General features: G+C 68.5%; 16 protein-coding genes. 9 read left to right on the top strand and 7 right to left on the bottom strand.

Annotated elements, in window-relative coordinates:
- The first annotated feature begins 175 nt into the window (after window positions 1-175).
- Both glnA and ACT1U9_RS22655 read left to right on the top strand, forming a co-directional pair.
- Entirely contained in the window at window positions 176-1,585 is a 1,410-nt protein-coding gene (gene glnA / locus ACT1U9_RS22660; protein WP_188277797.1) for a type I glutamate--ammonia ligase, read from the top strand.
- 317 nt (window positions 1,586-1,902) lie between these two features.
- A complete protein-coding gene (locus ACT1U9_RS22655; RefSeq protein ID WP_444534504.1) occupies window positions 1,903-2,769 on the top strand; it encodes a hypothetical protein in 867 nt (288 codons plus the stop codon).
- Window positions 2,770-3,128: 359 nt separating this feature from the next.
- Here the strand turns inward: ACT1U9_RS22655 and ACT1U9_RS22650 are convergent, their stop codons facing one another.
- From ACT1U9_RS22650 to ACT1U9_RS22635, 4 genes are all read right to left on the bottom strand, one after another.
- Entirely contained in the window at window positions 3,129-3,938 is an 810-nt protein-coding gene (locus tag ACT1U9_RS22650) for an aminoglycoside phosphotransferase (RefSeq protein WP_444534503.1), read from the bottom strand.
- A 79-nt stretch (window positions 3,939-4,017) separates the two neighbouring features.
- Entirely contained in the window at window positions 4,018-4,161 is a 144-nt protein-coding gene (locus tag ACT1U9_RS22645; RefSeq protein ID WP_444534502.1) for a hypothetical protein, read from the bottom strand.
- Between the two features lie 2 nt (window positions 4,162-4,163).
- Window positions 4,164-5,279: a radical SAM protein gene (locus tag ACT1U9_RS22640; protein ID WP_444534501.1), complete on the bottom strand. Its 1,116-nt coding sequence runs from the start codon at window positions 5,277-5,279 to the stop codon at window positions 4,164-4,166.
- A complete protein-coding gene (locus ACT1U9_RS22635) occupies window positions 5,272-5,715 on the bottom strand; it encodes an ATP-binding protein (RefSeq protein ID WP_444534500.1) in 444 nt (147 codons plus the stop codon). Before ACT1U9_RS22635 ends, ACT1U9_RS22640 begins: the two co-directional genes overlap by 8 nt.
- Before the next feature lie 149 nt (window positions 5,716-5,864).
- Here ACT1U9_RS22635 and ACT1U9_RS22630 point away from each other — a divergent pair, with 149 nt between their 5' ends.
- Complete coding sequence (locus ACT1U9_RS22630; RefSeq protein ID WP_444534499.1) at window positions 5,865-7,178, top strand: helix-turn-helix domain-containing protein; 1,314 nt, start codon at window positions 5,865-5,867, stop codon at window positions 7,176-7,178.
- Here ACT1U9_RS22630 and ACT1U9_RS22625 read toward each other — a convergent pair.
- Complete coding sequence (locus ACT1U9_RS22625) at window positions 7,175-7,717, bottom strand: NUDIX hydrolase (protein WP_444534498.1); 543 nt, start codon at window positions 7,715-7,717, stop codon at window positions 7,175-7,177. The two genes, ACT1U9_RS22630 and ACT1U9_RS22625, sit on opposite strands and share 4 nt — an antisense overlap.
- Before the next feature lie 170 nt (window positions 7,718-7,887).
- Here ACT1U9_RS22625 and ACT1U9_RS22620 point away from each other — a divergent pair, with 170 nt between their 5' ends.
- Window positions 7,888-8,199: a DUF6087 family protein gene (locus tag ACT1U9_RS22620; RefSeq protein WP_444534497.1), complete on the top strand. Its 312-nt coding sequence runs from the start codon at window positions 7,888-7,890 to the stop codon at window positions 8,197-8,199.
- Window positions 8,200-8,288: 89 nt separating this feature from the next.
- Here the strand turns inward: ACT1U9_RS22620 and ACT1U9_RS22615 are convergent, their stop codons facing one another.
- Window positions 8,289-8,570 carry a hypothetical protein gene (locus tag ACT1U9_RS22615; protein ID WP_188277798.1) on the bottom strand — a complete coding sequence of 94 codons (282 nt, stop codon included), beginning with the start codon at window positions 8,568-8,570 and terminating at the stop codon, window positions 8,289-8,291.
- 164 nt (window positions 8,571-8,734) lie between these two features.
- Here ACT1U9_RS22615 and ACT1U9_RS22610 point away from each other — a divergent pair, with 164 nt between their 5' ends.
- Window positions 8,735-9,094 (top strand): arsenate reductase family protein, encoded by a 360-nt coding sequence (locus ACT1U9_RS22610; protein ID WP_444534496.1) that lies wholly within the window; start codon window positions 8,735-8,737, stop codon window positions 9,092-9,094.
- Between the two features lie 92 nt (window positions 9,095-9,186).
- On the opposite strand, the gene ACT1U9_RS22605 is transcribed toward ACT1U9_RS22610, so the two are convergent.
- Window positions 9,187-9,726, bottom strand: coding sequence for a carboxymuconolactone decarboxylase family protein (locus ACT1U9_RS22605; RefSeq protein ID WP_444534495.1), 540 nt, complete (start codon window positions 9,724-9,726; stop codon window positions 9,187-9,189).
- 242 nt (window positions 9,727-9,968) lie between these two features.
- On the opposite strand from ACT1U9_RS22605, the gene glnII reads away from it, so the two are divergent.
- The 4 genes from glnII (at window position 9,969) to ACT1U9_RS22585 (ending at window position 14,067) form a co-directional block, all read left to right on the top strand.
- Window positions 9,969-10,997: a glutamine synthetase gene (gene glnII, locus ACT1U9_RS22600; RefSeq protein ID WP_444534494.1), complete on the top strand. Its 1,029-nt coding sequence runs from the start codon at window positions 9,969-9,971 to the stop codon at window positions 10,995-10,997.
- 370 nt (window positions 10,998-11,367) lie between these two features.
- The gene (locus tag ACT1U9_RS22595) at window positions 11,368-11,946 is read left to right on the top strand and encodes a winged helix-turn-helix domain-containing protein (RefSeq protein WP_444534493.1); all 579 of its coding nucleotides are present in this window, start codon (window positions 11,368-11,370) and stop codon (window positions 11,944-11,946) included.
- Between the two features lie 220 nt (window positions 11,947-12,166).
- Window positions 12,167-13,435, top strand: coding sequence for a sensor histidine kinase (locus tag ACT1U9_RS22590; protein WP_444534492.1), 1,269 nt, complete (start codon window positions 12,167-12,169; stop codon window positions 13,433-13,435).
- On the top strand, window positions 13,420-14,067 hold the full coding sequence (locus ACT1U9_RS22585) for a LuxR C-terminal-related transcriptional regulator (protein WP_188277805.1): 648 nt from the start codon (window positions 13,420-13,422) through the stop codon (window positions 14,065-14,067). The genes ACT1U9_RS22590 and ACT1U9_RS22585 overlap by 16 nt, the downstream gene beginning before the upstream one ends.
- Window positions 14,068-14,251 lie beyond the last annotated feature (184 nt).

The raw sequence follows: 14,251 nt of genomic DNA, 5'->3' as shown, positions 1-14,251 counted from the left end.
TTTATACGGGTCTTGATGCGCCGCCTACCCCGGGCCCGGTTAACTTGCGCGAAACAAACGGGTCACGCTTGAGAAATCCCGTCTGCCTATGGTCGGGTCGAGCGTGTGCCACCGCACTGGCCGCACGACCGAGCTGCAACCCCGCCCTCCCCCGGGTGGGAGTAGGAGGAGTTGGATGTTCCAGAACGCCGACGACGCGAAGAAGTTCATCGCGGACGAGGACGTGAAGTTCGTTGACGTCCGTTTCTGCGACCTGCCGGGCGTGATGCAGCACTTCACGATTCCCGCGAAGGCGTTCGACCCGAACGAGGAGCTGGCGTTCGACGGCTCGTCGATCCGCGGGTTCCAGGCCATCCACGAGTCCGACATGGCGCTGCGCGCGGACCTGTCGACGGCCCGTCTTGACCCGTTCCGCCGCGACAAGACGCTGAACATCAACTTCTTCATCCACGACCCGATCACGGGTGAGCAGTACAGCCGCGACCCGCGCAACATCGCCAAGAAGGCCGAGGCCTACCTCGCGTCGACCGGCATCGCGGACACCGCGTACTTCGGTCCCGAGGCGGAGTTCTACGTCTTCGACTCGGTGCGCTTCGAGACCTCCGCGAACCAGGGCTTCTACCACATCGACTCCGAGGCCGGCGCCTGGAACACCGGTGCGGAGAACGACAACCGCGGCTACAAGGTCCGCTACAAGGGCGGCTACTTCCCGGCCCCGCCGGTCGACCACTTCGCCGACCTGCGCGCCGAGATCTCCCTGGAGCTGGAGGCGTCCGGCCTCCAGGTCGAGCGCCAGCACCACGAGGTGGGCACGGCCGGCCAGGCGGAGATCAACTACAAGTTCAACACGCTGCTGGCCGCGGCCGACGACCTGATGCTCTTCAAGTACATCGTGAAGAACGTCGCCTGGCGCAACGGCAAGACCGCGACCTTCATGCCGAAGCCGATCTTCGGCGACAACGGCTCGGGCATGCACGTCCACCAGTCCCTGTGGACCGGCGGCGAGCCCCTCTTCTACGACGAGCAGGGCTACGCGGGCCTGTCGGACACCGCGCGCTACTACATCGGCGGCATCCTCAAGCACGCCCCGTCGCTGCTGGCCTTCACCAACCCGACGGTGAACTCGTACCACCGCCTGGTCCCCGGCTTCGAGGCCCCGGTCAACCTGGTCTACTCGCAGCGCAACCGCTCCGCCGCGATGCGCATCCCGATCACGGGCTCGAACCCGAAGGCCAAGCGCGTCGAGTTCCGCGCGCCCGACCCGTCCTCGAACCCGTACCTGGCGTTCTCGGCCCTCCTCCTCGCGGGCCTCGACGGCATCAAGAACAAGATCGAGCCGGCCGAGCCGATCGACAAGGACCTCTACGAGCTCGCCCCCGAGGAGCACGCGGGCGTCCCCCAGGTCCCGACCTCCCTCCCGGCGGTACTGGAGGCCCTGGAGGCCGACAACGAGTACCTCCAGGCCGGCGGCGTCTTCACGTCCGACCTGATCGAGACGTGGATCGACTACAAGCGCACGGCGGAAATCGCCCCGATCCAGCTGCGGCCGCACCCGCACGAGTTCGAGCTGTACTTCGACATTTAGCAGGACCCCCAGGTCGGAGCGGGTTGCCGCTCGCCTGGGCCGTCTGTGGGCCGTCGGCCGTGTCTCCTACCGTCAGGTGGGGCACGGGCGGCGGCCTCCTTGTTTGCCGGTTCTGCTCCTTTGCCCGAGCGTCCTCAGATACAGGGCGAGCAGATCCCGGTCTGCGGAGGCCCGGACGACAGCAGAAGTATGTGAGCCCGGTACTCGCAGAAGCTGCGCAAGGGTGTGGAGCACTTACTCCGCAAAGCAGCCGATCAAGTGTGGTCTCACTAGGTATGTGACCCTGATGCGCTGGCCGGGCAGTGGCGAGGTGATGCATGCCCGCAAGCCGACGCAAGGCGACCGCCCGCATCCGTGCTCTCTACACCGGTGAGAAGCCAGCTGCTGCTCAGGCCGGAATCGCCCGCGACCACTCCATAGGGCTGGACGCCTGTCGCTCCGACCAGCATCAAATCCGAGCCCTCCTGGCAATCGGCTTCCTCAACCAGGGAATTGACTACGACGGCCCGGCTGGATGGCAATTGGCTGTCCTCAACACCTACACGTTCACGGTCTCTCCTCGTTTCGAGCGCTTGGCACTCATCACCGATGTGCCCGACAATGTGGCCAACCGACTGCTCCGCCGCCCGGCGGGAACGACTGGCTTGCCCGGTCTACGACTTGAGGAATACCGCAGCGGCGGAAGCTACGTGATGCGGCATCTACCGACTTGTGCGCAGATCGTGGTTACGCGCAATTCATTCGGGGCACCTACCGGCACGCGAAAAGAACCCCACTCCGACTGCATGACCACGGACACACCGATCACCGACGCCGAACGGGATCAGCTGGCCACGGTGCCCCGCATGACCATGGAAGCCCAGTGTCTCTTGGCCGGTGTCTTCTCCCGGATCGGCGCCCGTGACCCCCATGGAACCTGGGCTATCGGCAACTGGTTCTACGATCCCCTGGAGCGCCCAGGATGGCTCGACAACCCCCGCAGCCCATTCGAGGCTCGCAAGCTCCATGGGGCCGATGACAGCTGGGAGCTGGAATGGGGCGCATATCCCTATCCGGGTGATCTGGCCACGGCGATGACCGATCCAGTCGTCGGCATCCCCGGAGCCAGGACCGTCTCAGCGGCTGGCGATCTCACCATCACTCTCGGAGGCGCTGCGCTCCACCTTCGCTCGCGACGTGCCTAGTCGGCGATACGCCACCCAGTCTTTTTCCTCGCCGACAGGAAGCACTCACGTCGTGATCGAGATCCTTGGGACCACGGTCACAGGCATGCCTTGGTGGGCTGCCTGCCTGGTCGTCATATTCGCCGGCTTGGCCTTCTTCTTCCTAAGAATTCTCCGTCTGCTCATCCCAGATGATTCCAGCGATCGACTGGCATGGTGGATTGCCCTCCTGGACCACCATCGCCGCATGGCAGGGAGAGGCCGACAGCGGCCACGGACCGCCGGTCGGCATCGCCGGGTACGCGCCCGAGGCCGTACGGGCGGCGACGGATGCACCTGACGTCCTCGGTGCACCGCACTTCAAGACTCGAAGAGCAAGCTCAGGCGTGATCAGCGCGGTGGTCGCACCACTGCCGCGCGGCTGACCGCTGGCGGCTCGTCCAACCATCTGACGCGTTCCCCGCGATCTCATCCCACAGGCTGGAACTCGCTGCAGCGAAAGCGTCTACGGCCGCTGGTGGTGCCGTAGACCAGCCAGGCACTTGCGACACCAGCTTCTCCCCTTCTGCGGGGGTGTGACCGGCAGCGATGAGCCAGATGATCCAGTGCGCAGGATCGAGCCAGACGGCTCCGCGGGTGGCCCAGCCCCAGTCGACAAGGTGGGCGTGGTCGTCGGTGACGAGGACGTTGTGGTTGTTCCAGTCCGTGTGGAGCAGGGCGTCGCCCTTGAACATCTCGGCGTCGGCCGGGTTGTCGACGTAGCCAGCCAAGCGCTGTTCAGCGCGGCGGAGTTCGATGTCGGGGCAGGGCGTTTCGCCGAGTAGGCGCATGGCGTCGACGACCTTGGGGAGGTCGGGGGAGCCAGGGGAGTAGTCGGCGTGGTGGCCGTCGATCGCCTCGAAACCGAGGACGTCCCATCCGTCGGCGACGACGTGGAAGAGCAGACGCGGGGCGAGCGGGGTGACATACGGATTGATGTCCGCCTCGCGCTGCTGGGTCCAGGCCCAGCGGTGGTCGGTGCGCAGGCCCTTGAGGAAGACGGCACCTGCGGCGGTATGGATCCGGACGGACAAGGCGCTGTTCAAGCCCGCCGAGATCGTCTCGGCCTGCAAGATCTGGCCGGTCTCGGCCTCGATGGCGGTACGGGCTGGGGAGGGCAGGTCGTCGAAGTCGACGGCGGTCACGGCCATGGCGGACAGGCTCCCAGATGCGGAGGCCGAAGGGGACTTCCGGCGCGGGGAGGCGACGGAAGTCCCTTTCGTGGGTTGGTCAGTTGTACGGGTTGTCGTCGCCGCAGCCGGGCAGGGCGGCCTGGGCGAAGACGTCCAGGTCTTCGATGAGCTCGATGAGGAGGGCCTCCTCGTCTGCCTCGGTGGGGCGGAACGTGGTGATCTCGACGGGCACGGGTGCCATGGTCAGCTCCTTGTCTCTGCGTGTTGGCAGTACCTGTTCAGCGGTGCCTTCGCCTCCTGGTAGACCTTGGCCAGCGGCCGGCAGACCCGGCAGGTGCCGGAGAGCCGGCAGCCGGTGCAGCCACCGGTGCGAAGCATCAGGGAGTCGGCCACGCCGCCGAGGCGGGCGAGGCCCTCGATTCCGTCCGCCATGAGGGGGACGGCGTTGTCACGGCCGACCTTGCAGATGGATGCCATGCCGTGCGGGTCCACGTGGAAGAAGGTGTGGCCGGCGTTGCAACCACGGAAGGGTTCGCGGTCGGCGAGGTGGTCCGGCGCTTGAGAGGCAAGGGACTCGGCGCCGCCGTAGATCGTCGGGGACATGTGGGTGTACTCGCGGTACGGCAGCCCGTAGCGATCGGCCAGGGCGCGCATCGCGTCGGCCTCGTGGGTGTTGTGCCGGGTGATGATCAGCGCGAGGTCGAGAGGCAGCCCGGCTTCGTGCGCCGCGTTCAGCCCCTTGATGAACATGCGGTACGCGCCCTTGCGGCGGGTCAGTCCGTCGTACGCCTCGGCGGTGGCCCCGTACACGCTGAGGGTGATCTTGTTGGGGCGGTGTCGGGTGAGCAGCGTCAGATTCTTCGGGGCGGCGAGGCGGGAGCCGTTGGTGAGGATCTCGACCATCATTCCCAGCTCGTACGCCATCTGATAGGTCTCGGGGAACAGCTTGTCGATCATCGGCTCGCCGCCCGTGAGTTGGAGCCAGAGGACCCCGGCCGCTTGGATCACCTGCAGCAGCCGCTCACGTTCGGGCCACTCCAGGCCGGAGAACTGCTTCAGGCCGAGGTAGCAGTGCTCGCAGTCGTAGTTGCAGCCGAGGTTCAGCTCGTACGAGGCTCGCCCGTAGCCGTAGGGCGACAGCAGGCGGACGGCGACTGCCTCGCGAAGCCGTCGGCCGGTGAGCCCGACACCCCAGGTGCGTTGTGCAACGTCGGCGAGCCAGGTCGGGCAGTCCGCGTCTGCGTCGGCCGCCCGCAGGAGCCAGGAGTACTCGGCGAAGGGGAGCTTGGCTGCTTTGGGGCTACCGGGTCGTACCAGGAGGAAGCTGTCCAGGTACGGGGCGGCGATCAGTTCATGCATCGGCCTCCTCCTTCGGAGCGTCGAGCAGGAGGCGGGCCCACACGGTCTTGCCGAGCGGGTGGCGGGGGCGGTGGCCGATTTCCTCGGCGAGCGCCGCGACGAGCTGCAACCCGCGACCGTGCTCGTTGTCGGACCCGGCGCTGACCGGTCGGGGAGGAAGAGGGCTGGCGTCGGAGACCTCGACAAGACAGGTGGCGCCTTCGGCGGTCACGCGGACTTCGAAGAGATGGCCCGGTCTGCGGCCGTGCTGCACGGCGTTGGTGGCCAACTCGCTGCAGACCAGGAGCATCCGGTCGACGTCGTCCACGTCGTATCCCCAGCTCTCCAGTATCTTCCCGACCTGCTGGCGGACGAGAGAGACGCACTTGGGGCTGGAGGTGAACTGCATCTGCCACTGCTCAGTGATCGACTGGTCGTGCGCTGTCATCGGGAGCATCGCGTCCCCTCGTCACGGGCGGTTCGGGAGGCCAGCTCACCGCAGTGCCGATCAGTGGACCAGGTCATGGTGATTACCCAACGTGGGTAAAATCCTTGGCGGTTGACTCCCCGACTGCCCGTGCCACGGGCTGAAGAAGAGGGACACGAGTGTCCGGATCGCAGCCCCACCGCGTGCTTCCGGCGGAGTTACTGGCCGACCCGGAGTGGCAGGAAGCCTGTCGCCGACGCGACTTCACCCGGGTCTTCCGGTTGCTCAAGCTGAAGGCCGGGATCCATCCGTCGCGGATCGCGGCACTGTGCGACATGACGCCCAGCAGGGTCGGAGAGATCATGGCCGGCCGCCGGAGCCTGGCCCACATCGATGTCATCGAACGTGTGGCCGACGGTCTGCGCATCCCCGGTGCGATGCTGGGCCTGGCCCACCGCCCCTGGGAGATTCCGGCACGGGATCGGGTAGGGGACCAGGCGCCGGTGCCTTCGCGGATTCCCGAGGGCGGACCGGGCTCTGCCCTTGAGCCGGTCGAGAGTCTTGACGACCTTCTCGCTCTGGCCGACGGGCAGGTCACTCGCTCAACGCTCACCGCGCTGCATTCGTCCGTGGAGGACTACTGGCGCCGGGACGACCAGCATGGCGGTGCGCCGCTACGGCCCGCCGTCGTGGGACATCTGCGCTACGTCACGCAGCTGATGCGCACCGCAGATGCCGCCCTTCGACGCGACCTGCATTCTCTTGCAGCCGAACTGGCCCGGCTCGCGGGGTGGGCCTACTTCGACGCCCGCCAGTACAGCACTGCCCGCACCTACTTCACCCAGGCTCTCCATCTGTCCCACGGCCAGGACGACCGGCTGTTCATGGCCAACGTGCTCTCCTGCATGAGCCTGCAAGCCACCTACGACGGCAATCCGAACGACGCCGTCGCCCTCGCCTGCAGGGCCCAGGACGCTGCGCGCACCGCGGGCGACCAGCCGTTGGTGATGTCCATGCTCCATATGCGCGAAGCCTTCGCCCACGCCGCGCTTCGCGACGCCTCCTCGTGTCATCAGGCCATCGACCGCTCGCGCGACGCGTACGACCGGGCTCGGGGACGCGAGGGTGAAGCCCCCTCCTGGGTACGCTACTTCGACGAGAACAAGCTCATCGTCGACGCCGGGATCGCCCTGGCCCGCCTCGGCGAAGCCTCGCGTGCCGAGCCGCTCATCGCCGAGGGGCTGCGCCGGGAGAAGGCCGCTCAGCAGCGAGGCCGCGCCTTCCACGCCTTCTGGCTGGCCAGCACCCAGCTTCAGCAGGGCAAGCTCGACGCCGCCTGCCACAGCGCCGGACTCGCCCTCGACCTCACCGCTTCGATCGACTCACCACGCGTCGCCGGTCATGTGCAAGAGTTCCACCGCCGCCTGCGGCCGTACGCCTGTGAGGCGCCGGTGATCGCATTCGAGCAGCGCATGCGTGAAGCTCTCGGCTAGCCGATCGTCTTGGTGGCCTCGTCCAGGAGAAGGTAGAGCAGGCCGACCAGGCTGCCGCTGCTGACGATCTCCCGGCGGTCGATCATCCCCCGGATCTCCGCCAGCGGGACCCACTCGATCCGGTCCGATTCGTTGACCTCGGTCGGCGGCCCGGCATAGGTCGCCCCGTCCGCCCGGAAGACGTGGTGCTCGGAGTCGGTGATGCCGTTCGCGGGTTGTGCGTACACCAGCGGCTTCATGGCCTCGACCCGCCACCCGGTCTCCTCCTCCACCTCCCGTGCGGCGGCCTGTTCCGGAGTCTCGTCCACCTCGATGAGGCCCATCGGGAGTTCCCAGCCCCAGGTATCGGTGATGAACCGGTGGCGCCACATCATCAGGACCCGCTTCCGGTCGTCGACCACGGCGGCCACCGCCAGGTGCCGCATGCGCACGACGTGGTGCTCCCAGCGGCGGCCGTCGGGCTGCTGGACATCCACGAGCCACAGGTTGACCCACGGGTTGCTGTAGATCTGCCGCTCGCCATGGACGCTCCACTGCATGAGCCCAACTCCCTTTCGCCGGTGCGACTTCCAGCATGTCACTCCGACGAGAATTCGGCGGCTTCGCCGTGGGTTCAGCGACGCTGGAGGGACTGCTGGTGGATGGAACCCTGGCGGCCCCCGGTGGCCGCTACCCTCCAGAGACACCCACCGAGGTAAGGAACGGCAGGATGGACGACGAACCGCTGAAGGACTGGGCGGCGCGCCGTGACGCGAAGGTCGGTCGACTTCGCGCCGTGCCCGTCGTCTCCGGCGACGGCCCGAAGGGCTCGCACCTGAGCCCGGACGCGCCACGCGCCATCGAGCGGTGGAACGGGCACACGTGGGAGCCCCACGGCCTCGTCTCCAGCCTGGCCGAGGCCAAGGCCGTGCTCTACCCGGAGCCCGGCGAGCCTCCGGCGCCAGGAGCGGTACCGAAGCCGCTCGACTCCGGCCGCGGCAAGCACAGGAAACCCCCGTCGCCCAGGCCGGACCGGCACTGAGCGACAGGGCACACACCGACGGCGCCACCACCACCCGCTGACCGCAAACGGTGCCGCGCCCTGACAACAGACGCGGCACCGCCCCACCATCAGCGGCCGTAACGGATCAGCGCCCGGACCATCCGGCACGTCGTGTCGGACGGCGGGTGGACTCCGATCAGCTCCGCCGTGGTGCGTATCTTGCGGTTGGGCGCCTGCTCGGGCTGGTACACGCCGGTGTCGAGCAGGGCGATGGCCAGGCGCATCGCCTTGAGGCGCCTGTTGTGCGTCTCGTACCACACACGCGGACGCCCGGCGGGCAGCGGCACCTTTTTCAGGGACAGCAGGGACAGCTGTTGCGGGGTGTGCGAAGTGAGTACGGCAGCGGCCATGGGCATCCTCCTGGGCAGTCGGGAACCCTCACGAACTGCCTCAATTTTACTGCCCGGCACTGACAATCGCCCTGGCCGAGAAGGCCGTTGGGATCCACCATTTGCGCTGGCCAGAGGACGTTGGCCGCCGTCTCGGGCGCCCCTCTACCGGTACCTTGTCCGGCATGGAGATCTGGATCAACCCCGCCTGTTCCAAGTGCCGCAGCGCCGTCAGCCTGCTCGACGCCGAGGGCGCCTCGTACACCGTCCGCCGCTACCTCGACGACGTACCGTCCGAGGACGAGATCCGCGCCGTACTCGACCGGCTCGGGCTGGAGCCATGGGACATCACGCGTACGCAGGAGGCCGAGGCCAAGGAGCTCGGGGTGAAGGAGTGGGCGCGGGACGCGGGGGCGCGCGAGCGCTGGATCGCGGCGCTCGCCGCGCACCCGAAGCTGATCCAGCGCCCGATCATCACGGCGGACGACGGTACGGCGGTGGTCGCCCGCACGGACGACGCCGTACGGGACGCGCTTTCCCGGTAGGCCGCCCGGGAGGGGGTCAGCAGACGCGCTCTCCCGGTAGCCGCCCCCGCCGGATGCGGTCAGCAGATTCGCTCTCCCGGTAGCCGCCCCCGTCAGCGCACCCGCTCGTCCGTCCCCGCCACCTTCCGCGCCGTCACGTTCAGCCGGTTCCACGTGTTGATCGTGAAGATCAGCGCGAGCAGCCCGCCGAGCTCCTGCTCGCTGAACTCCTCGGCCGCCTCCTCGAACACCTCGTCCTCCACACCCCCGTCCGCTATCAGCGTGACCGCCTCGGTGAGCGCGAGGGCCGCGCGCTCCTGCGGCGTGAAGAAGTGCGCGGCCTCGCGCCACACGCCGACCATGTGCAGCCGCTCCGGGTCCTCGCCCGCCTTGCGCGCGTCGCTCACGTGCATGTGGAGGCAGTACGCGCAGCTGTTGAGCTGCGACGCCCGGATCTGCACCAGCTCCACGAGGGCCGGGTCGAGGTGCTCGGTGGCCGCCGCATTGAGGGCGATGATCGCCTTGAACGCCTTGGGGTTCGCCTTGGCGAAGTCGATACGGACGGGGTTCTCGGCGGCCGCGCGGGCAACGGTCTCGGTCAGGGTCTGGGCGGTCTGCGTGGTCTGCGTGGTCTGCGTCGTCGTCATGATCATTAATCTACGGGCGCATGCGACCTGCCCACAGGTTCATTTTTGATCCGGAAACGTGGGTCAATTCTGCAGCCCGCCGCGCAGCCCGAGTAACACCGGGTTCACAAACGGGCAACGGACGGGAAATCCGGAGATGTGAAGCTGCCCGCACCGGCGAACCCTCCCACCGCCGGGACCCCGCACCGCCGCGCCCACCGCACCGCTGGACCCGGCACACCCCGCAGCTCCCGCAAAGGATGGCTTCCGTGACGTTCAAGGCCGAGTACATCTGGATCGACGGCACCGAGCCGACCGCCAAGCTCCGCTCCAAGACCAAGATCATCGCGGGTGCGTCCGCCGACGCCGAGCTGCCCGTGTGGGGCTTCGACGGGTCCTCCACCAACCAGGCCGTGGGACACGCCTCCGACCGCGTCCTCAAGCCGGTCTTCTCCTGCCCGGACCCGATCCGGGGCGGCGACAACGTCCTCGTACTCTGCGAGGTCCTGGACATCGACGGCACGCCGCACGCGTCCAACACGCGCGCCCAGCTGCGTCCGATCGCCGAGCAGTTCGCCGCTCAGGAGCCGATCTTCGGCATCGAGCAGGAGTACACCTTCTTCGACGGCACCCGCCCGCTCGGCTTCCCGGTCGGCGGCTTCCCGGCCGCCCAGGGCGGCTACTACTGCGGTGTCGGCGCCGACGAGATCTTCGGCCGCGAGATCGTCGAGAAGCACCTCGACCACTGCCTCGCCGCCGGGCTCAGCATCTCCGGCATCAACGCCGAGGTCATGCCGGGCCAGTGGGAGTTCCAGGTCGGCCCGGTCGGGCCGCTGGAGGTCTCCGACCAGCTGTGGATCGCGCGCTGGCTGCTCTACCGCACGGCCGAGGAGTTCAACGTCTCGGCGACCCTCGACCCCAAGCCGGTCAAGGGCGACTGGAACGGCGCGGGCGCGCACACCAACTTCTCCACCAAAGCCATGCGCGAGGGCTACGACGCGATCATCACCGCGTGCGAGTCGCTCGGCGAGGGCTCCAAGCCGATGGACCACGTCAAGAACTACGGCGCGGGCATCGACGACCGTCTCACCGGGCTGCACGAGACGGCCCCGTGGAACGAGTACTCGTACGGCGTCTCCGACCGCGGCGCCTCGGTGCGCATCCCGTGGCAGGTCGAGGTGGACAAGAAGGGCTACATCGAGGACCGCCGCCCCAACGCCAACGTCGACCCGTACGTCGTGACGCGGCTCATCGTCGAGACCTGCTGCACCGGTCTGGAGAAGGCCGGACAGGTCTGAGTTCCGGCCACCGTTTTCCCGGAGGGCGTTCACCGCGTACGTGCGGTGGGCGCCCTTCCGGCGTTCCTCCCGCCTTGCCGGAGCCGGGATTTGGCCAACCCGCGCCAAGGATCCGTATCAGCACCTGGGCGGGTGCTGGGCGGGTCACAGCCGATCTGGTTGAATGGGCGCATGGCCAGCTTCCCGAACCCCGCTACAGGTCGCAGCGACCTTGAGCCGTTCTGGCCGTCCCGTCAGGACCACGACTTCGACCGGGTGTGTTGCCGCGCGACGAACGCGCCGGCCCTCTAAAGCCTCCTTCTGCGAAGGCCTTCGGCCCGCGCGCACGACGTACGTCCCTGACGACTCCGCGCGAAAGAGCTGACCTCTCATGGCGAACACCCGTACCCTCTCCGCCTCCGCTGCGACCGCCGCCCACCCCGGTCCCGTACCTCTGGGACGCCATCGACTCCGTGCCGTAGACCGTGACGAGGTGGCCGCGACCGGCACCGTCGTCGACTTCCTCCCGCCGGGCGCCACTTGGCTGCCCGCGCCCCAGCACACCGTGCCCGTCCTGCCCGGCCGTCCGCCGATGATCGGCTATCTGGTGCTCGTCCCGGCCGACCAGCAGCCGCCGCTCGCGGTCGCGCCCGAACCCCTCGTCCAGGTACCGGAGCCCGTGACCGGTGACGAGCTCGTACGGATCGACGCGGTGCGCCGCACCGCCGAGGTCGACGGACGCACACTGGACCTCACGTATCTCGAATTCGAGCTGCTGGCCCATCTGGTGGCACACCCGCAGCGGGTGCACACCCGGGACCAGCTGGTGACGACCGTCTGGGGGTACGGCCATGTCGGCGACGGCCGGACCGTGGACGTCCATGTCGCCCGGCTGCGCCGCAAGCTCGGCGCGGAGAACCGGCACGCCATTCAGACGGTCCGGCGGGTCGGGTACAAGTACGCGCCCTGATCCGCCCGTTGGCCCCTCGCACGGCGCCCCCGGCACGCTTCTCCCGTGCCGGGGGCGCCCCCGTGTGCGGACACACCGGCGAAAACGGGCAAGATACGAGGTCAGGGGGTGTTGCCAGGTACACCCCGGTTGGGGGGACCGGCCCCGTGACCGCACCCCTGCGACGCGGTGAAACTGGGGTCCGCAAGCTCGGCAGGGCCCATGAAGGGGGACGACGACGATGGTGAAGAAGATACGGGCGGGACTGCTCGCCGGTGGCCGGGGGTTCGGCCTGGCGACGAGCGGCATGGTCGTCGGGATCCTCCTGTTCACCCTGGCCGTCGTGTCGATCAGCCTGATCCCGATCGGCATCGGTGTGCTCACCACCCCGGCCGTGCTCGACGCGGTACGGGTGTACGCGAACCGGCGCCGCTCCCTCGCCCATGAGTGGCTCGGGATGGAGATCGCCGTTCCGTACCGGACACTCCCCCGCACGCAGCGGGCCGGTCTGCTCGGCACGGCCGAGCGGTGCGGGCTGCTGCTGAAGGACCCGGCGACCTGGCGCGACCTGGAGTGGCTGTTCGTCGACATGACAGCGGGCGCCGTCGTCGCCCTCCTGGCGCCCTGCCTGCTCCTCTACAGCGTGTGGGGCATCGTGCTCGCGGCGGGCGTCTGGAAGCCGATCGACAACGCGGGCGGCGGACTGTGGTTCACGTTCGTCCACATCACCTCGCAGTCGACGGCCAACCTGGCGGCCGTCGTCGGCGTCGTGTACACGTTCCTCGGTCTGTTCGTGAACCCGTACCTGGTGCGGGCCAACTTCGCCATGGCCAAGTCGCTGCTCTCCCCCACCCGTGAGCAGGCGCTCGCCCTGCGGGTGGAGCGGCTGACCGAGACACGCCACGACGCGGTGGACAGCTCGGCCGCCGAGCTGCGCCGGATCGAACGCGATCTGCACGACGGGGCGCAGGCCCGGCTCGTCGCCATGGGCATGAACCTCGGCACGATCGAGGCGCTGATCGAGAAGGACCCCGACAAGGCCAAGGCGCTGCTCGCCAAGGCACGTGAGTCCTCGGCGGAGGCGCTGACCGAACTGCGCGACCTGGTCCGGGGCATCCACCCGCCGGTCCTCGCCGAGCGCGGTCTGGGCGATGCGGTACGCGCCCTGGCGCTGCGTATGCCGGTGGCGGTGGACGTCGACGTGGAGCTGCCGCCCGGGCGGGCCGAGGCGCCGGTGGAGTCGGCCGCGTACTTCGCGGTCAGCGAGCTGCTCACCAACGCGGTCAAGCACGCCGAGGCCGACCGGATCTGGGTCGACCTCTCGTACGCGAGCGGGGCGTTGCGCCTCTCGGTCACCGACAACGGGCGCGGCGGGGCGAGCGTGGGCGGCGGGTCCGGGCTGAGCGGGGTCGAACGCCGACTGGGTACATTCGACGGCGTCCTGGCCGTCAGCAGTCCCGTCGGCGGCCCCACCATGGTGACCGTGGAGATTCCTTGCGCGTTGTCCTAGCCGAAGACCTCTTCCTGCTCCGCGACGGTCTGGTGCGGCTGCTTGAGGCGTACGACTTCGAGATCCTCGCGGCGGTCGAGACCGGGCCCGAACTGACGCGTGCGCTGGCCGAGTTGGAGCCGGAGGTGGCGATCGTGGACGTACGGCTGCCGCCCACGCACACCGACGAGGGGCTGCAGTGCGCGCTCGCCGCGCGGCGGGCGCGGCCGGGGTTGCCGGTGCTCGTCCTGTCGCAGCACGTCGAGCAGCTTTACGCCCGTGAGCTGCTGGCCGACGGGAACGGGGGTGTCGGGTATCTGTTGAAGGACCGGGTCTTCGATGCGGATCAGTTCGTGGATGCGGTGCGGCGGGTTGCGGGTGGGGGCACCGCGATGGATCCACAGGTGATCTCGCAGCTGCTGTCCCGCAAGGTGCGGGACGCTCCGATCGGGGGGCTCACCCCGCGTGAGCGGGAGGTTATGGAGCTGGTGGCTCAGGGGCGGTCCAATGCGGCGATCGCTTCGCAGCTGGTGGTTACCGAGCGGGCCGTTGCCAAGCACACGTCCAACATCTTCGCGAAGTTGGGGTTGCCCGTGTCTGACGATGACAATCGGCGGGTGTTGGCCGTTTTGGCCTATCTGGAGCAGGGCTAGGCGCGGGGCGCTTCGCGGGGGTGCGGTGTTTGGCTGCGGATCGTGGGGGCTGGTCGCGCAGTTCCCCGCGCCCCTGTAGGTGACCCCGAGACGCCCAGGTCCCGCACCCTGCGGCATCCCGGGACCGGCCGCGCGTCGTATTGGCGCGGGCACGCGGTCCGCGCGGGTTAGCCTGGCTGGACCA

It is taken from the genome of Streptomyces sp. BR1, from assembly GCF_052373795.1.
In the GTDB taxonomy this organism is placed as follows: Bacteria; Actinomycetota; Actinomycetes; order Streptomycetales; family Streptomycetaceae; genus Streptomyces.
This window is presented reverse-complemented; position numbering and strand designations above follow the sequence as displayed.

Coding starts and splice junctions, on each gene's coding strand:
- ACT1U9_RS22650 (WP_444534503.1), bottom strand. CDS start 3,938: ATGGCCGTGACCGCCGTCGACTTCGACGACCTGCCCTCCCCAGCCCGT.
- ACT1U9_RS22640 (WP_444534501.1), bottom strand. CDS start 5,279: ATGCATGAACTGATCGCCGCCCCGTACCTGGACAGCTTCCTCCTGGTA.
- ACT1U9_RS22605 (WP_444534495.1), bottom strand. CDS start 9,726: ATGATCATGACGACGACGCAGACCACGCAGACCACGCAGACCGCCCAG.
- ACT1U9_RS22645 (WP_444534502.1), bottom strand. CDS start 4,161: ATGGCACCCGTGCCCGTCGAGATCACCACGTTCCGCCCCACCGAGGCA.
- ACT1U9_RS22615 (WP_188277798.1), bottom strand. CDS start 8,570: ATGGCCGCTGCCGTACTCACTTCGCACACCCCGCAACAGCTGTCCCTG.
- ACT1U9_RS22625 (WP_444534498.1), bottom strand. CDS start 7,717: ATGCAGTGGAGCGTCCATGGCGAGCGGCAGATCTACAGCAACCCGTGG.
- ACT1U9_RS22610 (WP_444534496.1), top strand. CDS start 8,735: ATGGAGATCTGGATCAACCCCGCCTGTTCCAAGTGCCGCAGCGCCGTC.
- ACT1U9_RS22635 (WP_444534500.1), bottom strand. CDS start 5,715: ATGCTCCCGATGACAGCGCACGACCAGTCGATCACTGAGCAGTGGCAG.
- ACT1U9_RS22620 (WP_444534497.1), top strand. CDS start 7,888: ATGGACGACGAACCGCTGAAGGACTGGGCGGCGCGCCGTGACGCGAAG.
- ACT1U9_RS22595 (WP_444534493.1), top strand. CDS start 11,368: ATGGCGAACACCCGTACCCTCTCCGCCTCCGCTGCGACCGCCGCCCAC.
- ACT1U9_RS22590 (WP_444534492.1), top strand. CDS start 12,167: ATGGTGAAGAAGATACGGGCGGGACTGCTCGCCGGTGGCCGGGGGTTC.
- glnA (WP_188277797.1), top strand. CDS start 176: ATGTTCCAGAACGCCGACGACGCGAAGAAGTTCATCGCGGACGAGGAC.
- ACT1U9_RS22655 (WP_444534504.1), top strand. CDS start 1,903: ATGCCCGCAAGCCGACGCAAGGCGACCGCCCGCATCCGTGCTCTCTAC.